We start from the raw sequence: 12,548 nt of genomic DNA, 5'->3' as shown, positions 1-12,548 counted from the left end.
GTCGAGAGCATTAGTTGCAAGAAGGGAAATCAATATGCAGACAACCGGCATTTCCGCACTGGTCGTCGGCGGCACCGGCGGACTGGGCGCCGCCACCGTGCGCCGCCTGCACGCGGGCGGCGCCAAGATCGTCGTGGCCGACGTCAACGACGAAAAGGGCAAGGAACTCGAGGAGGAGCTGGGCGTTCGCTATGTCCGCACCGACGCGTCGAGCGAGGAGTCGGTGCTCGCCGCGATCGCCGAAGCCGAATCCCTCGGTCCGCTGCGCGTATCGGTCGACTGCCACGGCGGTCCCGCCGGTGGTGGTCGCCTGATCGGCAAGGACGGCAGTCCCATGCCACTCGAGAGCTTCACCAAAACGATCAACTCGTATCTGATCTCGGTGTTCAACGTGATGCGTCTGGCCGCCGCCGCCATCGCCCGGCAAGAACCGCTCGAGGACGGTCAGCGCGGCGTCATCATCAACACCGCGTCGATCGCCGCCTACGAGGGTCAGATCGGCCAACTCCCCTACTCGGCCGCGAAGGGTGGCGTCGTCGGCATGACCCTCGTCGCCGCCCGCGACCTGTCGCCGCTCGGTGTGCGCGTCATGACGATCGCCCCCGGCACGTTCCTCACACCCGCCTACGGCAAGGCCGGCGAGCAACTCGAGGCGTACTGGGCCCCGCAGGTTCCGCATCCCAAGCGCATGGGGCGCTCCCCTGAATACGCGACCCTCGTCGCCTCCATCGTCGAGAACGACTACCTCAACGGTGAAGTCATCCGCCTCGACGGCGCACTGAGGTTCCCGCCGAAGTGACGTCGCTGGAAGAGAAGGTCACACGTTCGTCGCCGGTACCGGCCGCGGTATCGGCGCCGCCGTCGCCGTCGCACTCGCAGATGCGGGTGCGGCGGTCGCGGTCGCGGCGCGATCGGAGAACGAGGGCCGACTGCCCGGCACCACCCAATGCCGGTGTGCTGTGGCAAGGTCCGCTCGAGACGACCCCGCTCACACGCTCCGACCGTGGCTCGAACGCGTACCGGGTGTCGAAAGCCGCGGTCGAACGACTCTGTCTCGGGCTGGACCGCGGGCGGCAGCGGTACCGAGATTCCACCCGAGATGATCGAACCGCCCGAAACCATGGGCGCGCCAGGACCTGCGACGCATTCAGGGGGCAGGCGACCACTGCTGAATCGCGACCGTCACGTCGGTGAGAGTGCTCGCGTCGGTGCTCGAGGAGAACTGGAACGTCGGGACGTGACAGGCGTCCAGGTCCATCCATCCGGCATTCGCCACGACCAGTTCCGGGTCCTCCCGCGGCGACCCGTTGTGCGCGATGACCGTCGCGTTGGGGTTCAGTGCACGCCATCGCACCAGAACGCGACCGTTACCGCAGTGGTTCTGCGGTGCGGTGTACGGCATATTGTCCGGTCCGGGCGCCGCCGTCCGCTGATTCTCGAATGCTCGGACCGTACCCGTCCATTCCTGCGACCGGGTCCATTGCGGAAGCGTCGTGGGGAACTCCGGCGAGGGGGCCTGCCCGGACCAGATCGGGCCGGGCCATTCGCTTTCCTGCGCCTGAGTTACCTGTGCCGCTTGCGAGTCAGCGGTAGCCGCGTCCGGCTCCGGGATTGCAGCGGACGCGTTTCCACCTTCCGAAACGGCGCCTGCAGGTGACGGCGCAGCAGATGCTTCCGAAACAACCGTCTCCGAAACAACCGTCTCCGGGGCGCTGGTCGAGACAGGTTCCGGTGAGGCCGCGGCAGTGGTCGTGGAGGATGCACCCACCGTCTCGACCTGATCGTTACCATCAGCACAACCAGCAGTCACCAGACCGAAAGCAACCAAACACAATGCAGCAGTCGTCCTCATACACACCCCTTGTTTCCGGACCGCCCTGAACCTCGACACGCACACCCGCGTGCCCCGACGCCCAGAACATCGACCACTGCTGCGCCGCCGTTACACGCCCGGGCACGTTCCCCGGGCAAACCGACATGCCCGGGGAACCATCCAGAACCGCACCCACACAGCCGGATCCACACAATGCTGCTGAACCGGGATGCCGGAGACCTCACTCATTCGGTTGTTGCGACACTCCTCCGGTTCGAGTTCGGGATCACGATCACTTGTCAGCGCGCGAGACGGGTGATGTTGTCGCGGAAGTCCTGGCTCTGGAACGTCAGATCCTCGGCGGCCATCGCATAGTCCAGGCTCGCCAGGATCGCACGCTCGAGGTGAATGTTCACCAGCCGCTTCGTGCTCTCGACGGCCTTCTGCGGCAACTCGGAGACCTTCTTCGCGGCGGCGAGCGCTTCGGTGAGCGGATCGGCGACAACATGATTCGCCAAACCGAGCGCGAGCGCCCGCTCGGCGGAGATACGCGTGCCGAACAGCGCGAACTCCTTGGTCTGCAACAGACTGATCTGCAACGGCCAGGTGAGCGGACCACCGTCCGCCGCGACCAACCCCACCTGCACGTGCGGGTCGGCGAGGTACGCGTTCTCCGCCATGTACACGACGTCACTGAGCGCCACCAGGCTGCACCCCAAGCCCACAGCCGGCCCGTTGACGGCGGCGATCACCGGAATCCGGCAGCGTGCCATCCCGATCACGAGCTCGCGACCGTCCGCGATGGTCTTCGCGCGCAGGTCCGCGTCCTGCGCCAACTCCGCGAGATACGCGAAATCACCACCCGCAGAGAACGCCTTGCCAGCGCCGGTGATCACCGCGGCCCGCGCGGTACGGTCCGCGGTCAGTTGCGGCCACAGTTGCGCGAGCCCGTGGTGTAGGTCGTCGTTGACGGCATTGAGCACGTCAGGACGGTTCAGCGTGATGATGCGCAGCGGACCGTCGGCACGAACGTCGATCTCTTCCGGCATGTCGTACATGTCAAACTCCCAATCCGAGAATGCGCGAGGCCACGATGTTCTTCTGGATCTGCGACGTTCCACCCATGACGGACTGCGCGCGGCTGTACAGGTACGTACCGAGCATCTCGGCGTCGCGGGTTCCGGCCTCCGCCAGTGCCGCATGCCCGACGGACTGCTCGACCCACGTCATGAGGAGTTTGTCGAGCGACCCTTCCGAGCCGTGCGTGAGACCGTCGAGCTGTTCGGACAACCGGCGGCGCACATGCAACCGCAGCATTTCCGACTGCACTGCCGCCCAGGCGAGTTCCTCGGACGGCGGTCCATCCGACCGGGCCGCCAGCTCACGGACGGTCTTGGCGTACCGCGCCGCGAACCCGAGGGTGGACGGTTCGCGTTCGTGCCCGACCACCGTCATCGCCAACTTCCAGCCCTCGCCCGGACCCCCGACCATCCGCGATACCGGGACGCGGGCTCCGTCGAACAGCACCTGCCCGAACTCCTTCGTGACGCCGCTGATCATCTTCAGCGGTCGCTGCTCGATGCCGTCCTGGTGCATGTTCACGATGAACGCCGAAATACCCTTGTGCCGCGGCTTGTCCGGTTCGGTTCGGGCGAGCAACAGGCACCAGTCGGCGACATCGGAGTAGCTGGTCCAGACCTTGTGCCCATGGATGACGTACTCGTCGCCCTCCCGGGTCGCGGTGGTGGTCAGCGACGCCAGGTCCGACCCGGCTCCCGGCTCGCTGAATCCCTGGCACCACCGTTCGGTGCCGTTGATCATGCCGGGCAGGAACTCCTGCTGCAGTTCCTTGCTGCCGTGGTGACCGAGACCGATCACCAGGTAGCCGAGGCTGGGGCGGGCCGGCGCACCGGCGATCGCGAGTTCCTCGTCGAGGATGACGTCGAACACCGGCGGAAGATCCTGCCCACCGAATTCCGCCGGCCACGACAGTCCGAAGAAACCTGCGCTGTACAACGCGCGGTGCCACTGCGGCTGTTTCGCCCAGTATTCGTCGCCCGACGTCGGGAATTGCTTGGCCGTGGTCGCGAGCCAGGACCTCAGACGGTCGCGGAACGCGGCTTCCTCCGGCGAATCACGAAACTCCAAGATCGATCTCCTTCAGGCTCACGGGGAACAGTTCGGTGGACGCGAGTGCCCGCCGCAGGTAGACGTGCGCGAGGCACTCCCAGGTGTTGCCGATACCGCCGTGCACCTGGATCGAGGTCTCGCAGATCATGAAAGCGGCACGCGCGCAATAGATCTTCGCGATGCGGGCCGCATGAATCGCGGCGGCCGTGTCGAGTTCGTCGACGGCCCACGCCGCGTGCCGCAGTACGCTGATCGACCCTTCGATCAGCGCTCGACTCTCGGCCAGCATGTGCGCGACCGCCTGGTACGACCCGATGGTGTGACCGTACTGCTCGCGCATCTTCGCGTACTCGACCGCGAGATCCTGCACGCCGCGGGATACGCCGACGAGGTCGGCGGTGGTCACGACGAGCGCGAGCGCGTACCAGCGGTCGGCGTCGGCCGCGGACAGTTCACCGAGCAGCTCGCCCGGCTCGTCGAGTTCGGCGAATCGACGAGTCAGGTCCGCGGCGGCAGCAATATCGGCGCCGACACTCGCCGCACGGACCTGCCTGTCCTGCAATAGCACCGCATCGGTGAGGCCGCGTGCGTCGACCGCTTCGCCGCCGACACCGATCGCCCACGTCGACTGGTCGTCGCCCAGGTGACGACGCAGGTCGTCGGCGAGAACAGGGCCGAGGAGCGGCACATCGACGAGACCGCGGCCGAATTCCTCGGCGACGATCGCGACCTCGACACCGGAGGCGCCGTCGGAACGCAGGGCGCGCCATCCGGTCGTGTCGACCGCCTTTTCGAGCCTGGCCAGTCGGCTACCGTCGTCGAGGTCCTGAACGGATCCCGGCCCGAGGTCGTCGGCCAGTTTCGCTGCCGCATCACGTAATTGTCGTTGTTCACTCGTCAGACGGACGTCCATAGCGCTCCTTGAGTACTCGGCGCAACACCTTGCCGGAGGGCAGGCGAGGGATTTCGGGGACGAACAGGACCCTGCTCGGGCGTTTGTAGGACGCCAGCCGGTCGCCGACCAGGGCGATCAGCGCGGCCTCGGTCACCGGTTCGCCGCTCGTGGCCGCGTCACCGGTCGCAACGGCCGCGACAACTGCCTCACCGGTCACCGGGTCGGGCACGCCGAACACCGCGCAATCGACGACGTCGGGGTGCCGGTACAGCACACCTTCCACTTCTGCCGGCGCGACCTGGAACCCTTTGACCTTGATCAGCTCCTTCGACCGGTCGGTGAGCCTCAGCCAGCCGTCGTCGTCGAGATGACCGATGTCGCCGGTGCGATACCAGCCGTCGTCGAACGCGTCGGGATTCGATTCGGCCGGAAGATATCCGGCCATCAGGGAATTCGCGCGTGCCTGGATTTCGCCGACACCGTGCGGTGGCAGGGTCTCGCCGGTGTCGAGTGATACGACGCGCACGCTCACACCGGGGACGGGACGACCCACACTGTCGAGCCGCGCACCCCCGATCGGATTGCACGCGATGACCGGGAGTTCGCTGGCGCCGTACGCCGGGACCCAGCCGATTCCGGTGCGGCGGGTGACGGTGTCGGCGACAGATGCGGTGACCGGGGTCGCACCCCACATGATGTATCGCAACGACGACAGGTCGTACGATTCGAGGTTCGGATGCTGCGCCATGGCGAGAGCAATCGGTGCGACGGCCATCTCGACGGTGATCCGGTCGCGTTCGATGTGCCGCAGCATCACGTCGATGTCGAAACGGCGATGCAATCGGAGCCACGCGCCGACCTCGAGGGCGGTGACGATGTTGAGGATGCCGAGGATGTGCGAGGGCGGGGTCAGCACCTGCATCCGGTCGGCGGCGGTCAGTTCCAGCGCGTCGCGCCAGTGTGCGACTGCGGCGGCGAGGGATCCGTGGGTGTGCAGGACGGCCTTGGGCATTCCGGTCGTGCCCGAGCTGAACACCAGCACGGCCTCCCGATCCGGGTCGGGCCGGGCATCGGTGTCGATGGTGGCTGCCGGGGTGATCGGCTCGTCGAGGTCCAGCATGTCGGTGAGATCGGCGAGGACGGGATGGTCGCCGACGGTAGCGACCGGACAGGTCAGGTCCAGTGCATGCGCGACCTCGTCGTGTTTGTAGGCCGGGCTCAGCAGTACCACCGACGCCGCGAGCCGCCAGATCGCGTACACGGCCACGACGAACTCCGGCCGGTTCGAGCACATCAACGCGACCCGGGTGCCCGCCCCGACGCCACGTTCGGCGAGGCGGCCGGCCATCCCGGATGCGAGCGCGTCCAACTCGGCACGACTGTAGGCACGGTCCTCGAACACCAGTGCGGTGGTCGTGGTCCGTGTCCGGCCGATCGTCGGGTCCGACAACTGCGCCTCGTTTCGCGTGGAGGTTTTCGACATCGAGAATATCCTTTATTCTAAGTGAGAATATAATTCTCCACGCAGTAGAACAATCCCCGAGGAGGAGACGATCCATGGTGAGACCCCCTATGTTCCAGCGCGCGCGGGTGACCCGGATCGTGAAGGAAACCGACGACGCCCGGTCGTTCGTGCTCGCTCCTCACGACGGGCCCTTCACCTACCGGGCGGGACAGTTCTGCAACTTCAAGGTCACCGTCGACGGCACCGAGCTGTACCGGTCGTACTCGATGTCCAGCGCCCCCGACACCGACACCGAACTCATGGTCACCGTCAAACGGGTACCCGGCGGCAAGGTGTCGAACTGGCTACTCGACAACGTCTCCGAAGGCGACGAGGTGGAAATCAGCCGGCCCACCGGCACATTCGTGCTGCGTGAGAGCCCCGAACCGCTGCTCGGATTCAGCGGCGGCAGCGGCATCACCCCGATCCTGTCGCTCGCCAAATCCACGCTGGCCGGCACCGATCGCCCGGTCCGATTGCTGTGCGCCGACCGCGACCGCCCGTCGGCGATCTTCGAATCCGTCCTCGACGACCTGATCACGCAATACCCGGACCGCCTGACCGTCGTGCGGCATCTCGACGACGAGAAGGGTTTTCTCGACGTCGAGGCCATTGCAGCATTCGTCGGCACCGACGTCGGCGCCGACAGTTACCTGTGCGGCCCCGAGCCGTTCATGGATCTGATCGAGTCCGCACTGCCCGGCCCGGGCCGGGTATACAGCGAGCGATTCGGTGCAGCACCCGCTGCCGAAACCCCGGCACCGGAACCCCCGGCCGCCGACGACGCCGAAGAGGGCACGGTCACGATCTTCGTCGGCCGCAAGAAGGGGTCGGTGCCGAGACAGAAGGGCGAGACGCTGCTCGAAAGCGCACGCCGCGCGGGACTGACCCCGCCGTTCTTCTGCGAGATGGGCAACTGCGGCACCTGCATGGCGCAGGTCACAGAGGGGTGCGCGACCATGCGCAACAACGATGCACTCAGCGACGACGAGATCGAGGAGGGCTTCGTGCTCACCTGCCAGGCCGTGCCGGACACCGCCTCCATCAAGGTCAAGTACGAGTGACCGAAAACCCACCCGCGCGTGGTTTCGGTAGCACCAACAACCAAACCCACGCGCGGGTCGGGTGGTCAGGAATGGGCCGGGAGTGCACTGTGCTCACCGAGTCGCGGCGGCGCACCGTATGCCGGTACATATCCGGCGACCCGGATCGGATTGGCAACGAGCCGGAAGTCTCCCGCCGTCACGACGGCCTCGGGGTTTTCCGCGAGCGCTTCCGGCAGCGACCGGACCGCCGCCGACGGCACCCCGAGCGGACGCAATCGCGCTTCCCACCCGGCGGCGGTATCGGTCGCCAGAACCGCGGTGACCGCGGAGAGAACCTCGTCCCGGTTCGCCGCCCTCTCCGCCATCGTGGCGAAACCGTCGATACCCGCTTCCGTCGCGAACAACCGCCAGAATCCGTCGTGCGTGACGAACAGCGCGAGATAACCCTCCGACGTCGGAAATAGCTGCGCTGGAACATAGTAGGAATGAGCACCGTTCGGCATCCGGCGGGGTTCGGTGCCCTCGTTGAGGTAGGCGGATGCGCGGTAGTTGAGCTGCGAGAGCATGACGTCGCGCAACGACACATCCACCTGACCGCCCCGACCCGAGACGATCTGGGCGAGCAGGCCCAGGGCCGCGGTCAGACCGGTGGAGTTGTCCGCCGCGGAGTAACCGGGCAGCGTCGGTGGCCCATCCGGGTCGCCGGTGAGCGCCGCGACGCCTGTCACCGCCTGGATGACGTAGTCGAATGCGGGTTCGTCACCGGAGTCGAGCCCGTAGCCGGTGAGCGCGACGCACACGATCTTGTCGTTCCGCACCCGCAGAGCGTCGTACGTCAGCCCGTACTTGCGGATCGCCGACGGCTTCAGATTGACGAGCAGCGCATGGGATTCGGCGGCCAGTTCGCCGAGCCGACGCTGTCCGTCTGCGGTGCCGAGATCGAGACAGATACTTCGCTTGCCGCGGTTGAGGCTCGCGAAGTATGCGTCGCTGACCTGACGCGAGAGGTCGCCGGTGGGGGGTTCGATCTTGGTGACCTCGGCGCCGAGATCGGCGAGCATCATCGTCGCGTACGGACCGGCGAGGATATGGCCGACCTCGAGGATCTTGATCCCCGCGAGCGGGCCGGCGCTCACCGCAGTTCCTTGACGAGTTCGGCGACGACCTCGCGGGTACGGTACTTCGAGGCGACGAGTTCGTCGCGGGTATTTCCGATCGGCAGCAGCCGCATCGACAGATCGGTCACACCGGCCTGCTCGTATCGACGGAAACCGGCGAGGATCGCATCCTCGTCGCCGACGATGGCCATGTCGCCGATGTCCCTCGACTCACCGTGCTCGAGCAGTCGCTGGTAGTTCGGCGATATCTCGGCCTCGGCGAGGATCCGGTTGGCGCGTTCGCGGGCGACATCGATCTCCGACGGCGCACACAGACACACCGGGACTCCCGCGACGATCCGCGGGTCGGGCCGCCCGGCGTCGGCAGCGGCCTTGGTGATGCGCGGTGCGATGTGTTCGCCGATGGCACGTTCGTCGGCCATCCACAGCACCGTGCCGTCGGCGCGTTCGCCGGCGATCTTCAGCATGACCGGGCCTAGTGCCGCGACGAGCACCGGCATCGGCGCCACCGGCGCGATGTCGAGCGGATTGTGCACCCTGAACGTGTCGTTCTCGACGTCGATCGAGCCGGGCAGGTCCTTGATCGCACCCAATACCTCGAGGTAGTCCCGGGTGAACTTCGCCGGCTTCTCGTAGGGCAGACCGAGCATGTCCTGCACGATCCAGTGATGCGACGGCCCGACACCGAGCGCGAGCCGGCCACCGAGCGCGGCGTGCGTCGACAAGGCCTGACGCACCAGGTGCACCGGATGCTGCGCCTGCAACGGCACGACGGCGGTGCCGATCTCGATCCCAGAAGTACGTGTGCCCATCAACGCGACGGCGGTCAACGCGTCGAAGTCGGTGGGGATCTGGGGTACCCACACGGTGTCGAGACCGGCGGATTCCGCCCACTCGACGTCCTTGCACATCCGGTCCACCTTACGAGCGGTGTCGCCCTGCTCGGGCCCGACCATCACTCCGATCCGCACGATTCCTCCACGCTTGTCGAGATCCGTTCCGCTGCAACACCGGAATGGTGCTACCGCGGCATTGTCGTTGGCATTGTCACGCTCACGCCGGGGTGTCGGCGCCGGTCAACTTCCGTACCTCGGCGACCAGGACATCGAGCGGTGTGCTCGTGGGGAACACCGCCGCGGCCCCGGCGGACAGCAGCTTCGGGACGTCTTCCTGCGGGATGGTCCCGCCGACGATCACCGGGATGTCGCCCGCGTCGGCGGCGTCGAGCGCCTCGACCGTTCGGGCGGTCAGTGCAACGTGCGCACCGGACAGGATGCTCAACCCGACGACCGCGACGTCTTCCTGGATCGCGATGGACACGATGTCCTCGATCTTCTGCCGGATGCCGGTGTAGATGACCTCGAAACCGGCGTCGCGCAAGGCACGAGCGACGATCTTGGCGCCCCGGTCGTGACCGTCGAGGCCCGGCTTCGCGACGAGGATGCGGGCGGACATCAGAAGACCACCGGCTGCTGAAATTCGCCCCACACGGACTTGAGGGCGGTGACCATTTCGCCGACGGTGCAGTACGCGTTGGCGCAGTCGATCAGGGAATGCATGAGATTGTCGGTTCCTTCCGCTGCGCGGGACAGGGCCGCGAGATTTGTGCGGACCAACTCCGGATCACGCTCGGCCTTGACCTTCGCGAGCCGTTTGAGTTGCAGCTCACGGCCTTCGGCGTCGAGCTCGTAGGTGCTGATCTCCGGTGGTGGTTCGTTGGAGGTGAACTTGTTGACACCGACGACCGGGCGTTCACCCGCCTCGATGTCGAGGTGGAGCTTGTACGCCTCGTCCGCGATGAGGCCCTGCAGGTAGCCGTCCTCGATCGCGCGGACCATGCCCCCGTGCTGTTCGAGATCGGTCATGATCTCGACGATCTTCTCCTCCGTCGCGTCCGTGAGGGCCTCGACGAAGTACGAACCGCCGAGCGGATCGGCGACCCGCGCGACCCCGGTCTCATACGCGAGGATCTGCTGGGTACGCAGTGCGAGCGTCGCCGATTCCTCGCTGGGTAGCGCGAACGGTTCGTCCCACGCGGCGGTGAACATCGACTGGACGCCACCGAGCACCGAGGCCATCGACTCGTAGGCGACGCGCACCAGATTGTTCTGGGCCTGCGGGGCGTACAGCGATGCACCGCCGGCGACGCAACCGAAACGGAACATCGATGCCTTCGCGGTCGTCGCGCCGTAGCGTTCCCGCACGATCGTCGCCCAGCGGCGTCGTCCTGCACGGTATTTCGCGATCTCCTCGAAGAAGTCGCCGTGGGTGTAGAAGAAGAACGAGATCTGCGGAGCGAACTGGTCGATCGTCATGCGTCCGCGTTCGACGACGGTGTCGCAGTAGGTGACGCCGTCGGCGAGGGTGAACGCCATCTCCTGGACGGCATTCGCGCCGGCGTCACGGAAGTGCGCTCCCGCCACCGAGATCGCGTTGAACCGCGGCACCTCCGCGGCGCAGAACTCGATGGTGTCGGCGATCAGTCGCAGCGACGGATCGGCCGGCCAGATCCACGTGCCGCGTGAGGCATATTCCTTGAGGATGTCGTTCTGGATCGTGCCGGTCAGCTTCGCACGAGGCACACCTGCCTTCTCGGCGGCGGCGACGTAGAACGCGAGCAGGATCGCGGCGGTGCCGTTGATGGTGAAGCTGGTACTGATCTTGTCGAGCGGGATGCCGTCGAACAGCACCTCGGCATCGGCCAATGTATCGACGGCGACGCCGACGCGGCCGACCTCCTCACCGTATTCCGGGTCGTCGGAGTCGTACCCGCACTGCGTCGGCAGATCGAGCGCGACGGACAGTCCGGTGCCGCCCTGGTCGAGGAGGTACCGGTAGCGCCGGTTGGATTCTTCGGCGGTACCGAATCCGGAGTATTGACGGAACGTCCACAGCCGACCCCGATAGCCGGTCGCGAAGTTGCCGCGGGTGAAGGGGAATTCTCCCGGAGCAGGCGGTTCACCGACCCGGTCGGCTGGCCCGTACACCGCATTCAGGGGGATACCCGACGAGGTCTCAGCGAAGTCGTTCACGACGAATACGATACTTGCAGAAAATGAGAATGCCAATATCATCAGCGAGAACGAAGCGAGTGATCGACCGATTGCAGGGAGAACGATGTCGAACCAGCCCAATGCCCTGTCCGACGACACAGCCCTGTCCGACGACACAGCCCTGTCCGACGACACGGCCCTGTCCGATCGAACAGCCCTGTCCGGCCGCACGATGGTGATCTCCGGTGCCAGCCGCGGAATCGGCCTGGCCATCGCGGTCGCCGCGGCGAGGCAGGGCGCCAACGTCGTTCTGCTCGCCAAGACCGCCGAACCCCACCCGAAACTGCAGGGCACCGTGCACACCGCCGTGGCGGACATCGAAGCGGCAGGCGGCAAGGCCGTCGCCGTGGTCGGCGACGTCCGCAACGAGGACGACGTCCAACGGCTCATCGACACCGCGGTCGAGCGGTTCGACGGCATCGACATCTGCGTGAACAACGCGAGCGCGATCGCGACCGGCTCCACCGAGGAGCTGTCCGCCAAGCGGTACGACCTCATGCAGGAAATCAACTGCCGGGGCACGTTCCTCATGACGAAGGCCGCGGTTCCGCATCTGCGCAAGTCCGCGAACCCGCACGTCCTGACCGTGTCGCCGCCGGTCAACATGAATCCCTACTGGCTCGGAGTCCACCCGGCCTACACCCTGTCCAAGTACGGAATGTCTTTGCTGACACTGGGTTTCGCCGCAGAATATGCCGAGTCGGGCATCGCCGCGAATTGCCTGTGGCCGCAGACCTTCATCGCGACATCCGCGGTCGCGAACATGCGCGACGGCGAGAGCCTGCTGTCGTCCTCACGTAGCCCGGAGATCATGGCCGACGCTGCGGTCACGATCCTCTCCCGGTCCGCCGCAGAGATCACGGGCCGGTGCTTCATCGACGCCGACGTACTCACCGATGCCGGCGTCACCGACCTGTCACGTTATGGCGGCGGCACCACCCCCCAGATCGACCTGTTCCTCGACTGATATTCAGTGGAACGCGAGCGCG

12 protein-coding genes and 1 pseudogene are annotated in these 12,548 nt (G+C 66.3%); 4 read left to right on the top strand and 9 right to left on the bottom strand.

Features of this window, described 5'->3' with window-relative positions; translation table 11 throughout:
- Positions 1–34 precede the first annotated feature (34 nt).
- Both WAX14_RS21010 and WAX14_RS21005 read left to right on the top strand, forming a co-directional pair.
- Complete coding sequence (locus WAX14_RS21010; RefSeq protein WP_422629984.1) at positions 35–799, top strand: SDR family NAD(P)-dependent oxidoreductase; 765 nt, start codon at positions 35–37, stop codon at positions 797–799.
- Positions 800–848: 49 nt separating this feature from the next.
- Positions 849–1,126 (top strand): annotated as a pseudogene (locus tag WAX14_RS21005) (hypothetical protein); the annotation flags it as partial.
- 21 nt (positions 1,127–1,147) lie between these two features.
- Here the strand turns inward: WAX14_RS21005 and WAX14_RS21000 are convergent.
- From WAX14_RS21000 to WAX14_RS20980, 5 genes are all read right to left on the bottom strand, one after another.
- Complete coding sequence (locus tag WAX14_RS21000; RefSeq protein WP_422629983.1) at positions 1,148–1,402, bottom strand: hypothetical protein; 255 nt, start codon at positions 1,400–1,402, stop codon at positions 1,148–1,150.
- A 710-nt stretch (positions 1,403–2,112) separates the two neighbouring features.
- On the bottom strand, positions 2,113–2,871 hold the full coding sequence (locus WAX14_RS20995; protein WP_422629982.1) for an enoyl-CoA hydratase/isomerase family protein: 759 nt from the start codon (positions 2,869–2,871) through the stop codon (positions 2,113–2,115).
- Between the two features lies 1 nt (position 2,872).
- Positions 2,873–3,961 (bottom strand): acyl-CoA dehydrogenase family protein, encoded by a 1,089-nt coding sequence (locus WAX14_RS20990; protein ID WP_422629981.1) that lies wholly within the window; start codon positions 3,959–3,961, stop codon positions 2,873–2,875.
- A complete protein-coding gene (locus WAX14_RS20985) occupies positions 3,948–4,856 on the bottom strand; it encodes an acyl-CoA dehydrogenase family protein (protein ID WP_422629980.1) in 909 nt (302 codons plus the stop codon). Before WAX14_RS20985 ends, WAX14_RS20990 begins: the two co-directional genes overlap by 14 nt.
- Positions 4,834–6,321 (bottom strand): class I adenylate-forming enzyme family protein, encoded by a 1,488-nt coding sequence (locus tag WAX14_RS20980; RefSeq protein ID WP_422629979.1) that lies wholly within the window; start codon positions 6,319–6,321, stop codon positions 4,834–4,836. The genes WAX14_RS20985 and WAX14_RS20980 overlap by 23 nt, the downstream gene beginning before the upstream one ends.
- Before the next feature lie 74 nt (positions 6,322–6,395).
- On the opposite strand from WAX14_RS20980, the gene WAX14_RS20975 reads away from it, so the two are divergent.
- Entirely contained in the window at positions 6,396–7,406 is a 1,011-nt protein-coding gene (locus WAX14_RS20975) for a 2Fe-2S iron-sulfur cluster-binding protein (protein WP_422629978.1), read from the top strand.
- A 65-nt stretch (positions 7,407–7,471) separates the two neighbouring features.
- Here the strand turns inward: WAX14_RS20975 and WAX14_RS20970 are convergent, their stop codons facing one another.
- The 4 genes from WAX14_RS20970 to WAX14_RS20955 form a co-directional block, all read right to left on the bottom strand.
- Positions 7,472–8,524 carry a CaiB/BaiF CoA transferase family protein gene (locus WAX14_RS20970; protein ID WP_422629977.1) on the bottom strand — a complete coding sequence of 351 codons (1,053 nt, stop codon included), beginning with the start codon at positions 8,522–8,524 and terminating at the stop codon, positions 7,472–7,474.
- A complete protein-coding gene (locus tag WAX14_RS20965; protein WP_422629976.1) occupies positions 8,521–9,477 on the bottom strand; it encodes an LLM class F420-dependent oxidoreductase in 957 nt (318 codons plus the stop codon). Before WAX14_RS20965 ends, WAX14_RS20970 begins: the two co-directional genes overlap by 4 nt.
- Before the next feature lie 82 nt (positions 9,478–9,559).
- Positions 9,560–9,961 carry a cobalamin B12-binding domain-containing protein gene (locus tag WAX14_RS20960; RefSeq protein ID WP_422629975.1) on the bottom strand — a complete coding sequence of 134 codons (402 nt, stop codon included), beginning with the start codon at positions 9,959–9,961 and terminating at the stop codon, positions 9,560–9,562.
- Entirely contained in the window at positions 9,961–11,580 is a 1,620-nt protein-coding gene (locus WAX14_RS20955) for a methylmalonyl-CoA mutase family protein (RefSeq protein ID WP_422629974.1), read from the bottom strand. Before WAX14_RS20955 ends, WAX14_RS20960 begins: the two co-directional genes overlap by 1 nt.
- A 43-nt stretch (positions 11,581–11,623) precedes the next feature.
- Between WAX14_RS20955 and WAX14_RS20950 the strand changes: the two genes are divergently transcribed.
- Positions 11,624–12,526, top strand: a complete 903-nt coding sequence (locus WAX14_RS20950; RefSeq protein WP_422629973.1) for an SDR family oxidoreductase — start codon at positions 11,624–11,626, stop codon at positions 12,524–12,526.
- Positions 12,527–12,548 lie beyond the last annotated feature (22 nt).

Source organism: Rhodococcus sp. (in: high G+C Gram-positive bacteria), from assembly GCF_049299235.1.
Lineage (GTDB): Bacteria > Actinomycetota > Actinomycetes > Mycobacteriales > Mycobacteriaceae > Rhodococcus.
Note: the sequence above shows the minus strand (reverse complement) of the source record. Positions and strands in the feature narration are given on the sequence as shown.

Bases quoted from the DNA above. Each gene is read 5' to 3' on its own strand.
- WAX14_RS21010 (WP_422629984.1), top strand. From the start codon at position 35: ATGCAGACAACCGGCATTTCCGCACTGGTCGTCGGCGGCACCGGCGGA.
- WAX14_RS21000 (WP_422629983.1), bottom strand. From the start codon at position 1,402: ATGCCGTACACCGCACCGCAGAACCACTGCGGTAACGGTCGCGTTCTG.
- WAX14_RS20995 (WP_422629982.1), bottom strand. From the start codon at position 2,871: ATGTACGACATGCCGGAAGAGATCGACGTTCGTGCCGACGGTCCGCTG.
- WAX14_RS20985 (WP_422629980.1), bottom strand. From the start codon at position 4,856: ATGGACGTCCGTCTGACGAGTGAACAACGACAATTACGTGATGCGGCA.
- WAX14_RS20980 (WP_422629979.1), bottom strand. From the start codon at position 6,321: ATGTCGAAAACCTCCACGCGAAACGAGGCGCAGTTGTCGGACCCGACG.
- WAX14_RS20975 (WP_422629978.1), top strand. From the start codon at position 6,396: ATGGTGAGACCCCCTATGTTCCAGCGCGCGCGGGTGACCCGGATCGTG.
- WAX14_RS20960 (WP_422629975.1), bottom strand. From the start codon at position 9,961: ATGTCCGCCCGCATCCTCGTCGCGAAGCCGGGCCTCGACGGTCACGAC.
- WAX14_RS20955 (WP_422629974.1), bottom strand. From the start codon at position 11,580: ATGATATTGGCATTCTCATTTTCTGCAAGTATCGTATTCGTCGTGAAC.
- WAX14_RS20950 (WP_422629973.1), top strand. From the start codon at position 11,624: ATGTCGAACCAGCCCAATGCCCTGTCCGACGACACAGCCCTGTCCGAC.